Origin of the sequence: Pseudomonas sp. Pseusp97 (genome assembly GCF_047304025.1) — a bacterium.
Lineage (GTDB): Bacteria > Pseudomonadota > Gammaproteobacteria > Pseudomonadales > Pseudomonadaceae > Pseudomonas.
Genome location: NZ_JBGLYK010000555.1, coordinates 1 through 260, shown reverse-complemented (window position 1 = coordinate 260; position 260 = coordinate 1). Strand labels below are relative to the sequence as shown.

Sequence of the window (260 nt, the reverse complement as noted above, 5' to 3'; positions counted from 1 at the left end):
GAAAAACATAGGGCTGGAAAAGGATGTCTGGAAAGCGCTGAAGGACCTTTGCACAGAGCGCGAAAGCACCATGTCTCAGGCGGTGGAGTACCTACTAGAGCGGAGCAAAACAAAGAATGGAAAGAAACCTGGAAGCACTGAAGACGTGGGCAAGAAGCCAAGGGATTGACCTCGTTACTTGGATAAACGAGGTCACACAGGAATTAGCCGCCGACCGGCGATCAGGCGTAGGCGTCCCAGCCAATCGACTGGAGGAACCT

The 260-nt window shown here is 53.1% G+C and carries 1 protein-coding gene; it reads left to right on the top strand.

The window, feature by feature from the left end:
- Positions 1-7 precede the first annotated feature (7 nt).
- The gene (locus ACCC94_RS30320) at positions 8-169 is read left to right on the top strand and encodes a hypothetical protein (RefSeq protein WP_413353248.1); all 162 of its coding nucleotides are present in this window, start codon (positions 8-10) and stop codon (positions 167-169) included.
- The last annotated feature ends 91 nt before the right edge of the window (positions 170-260 follow it).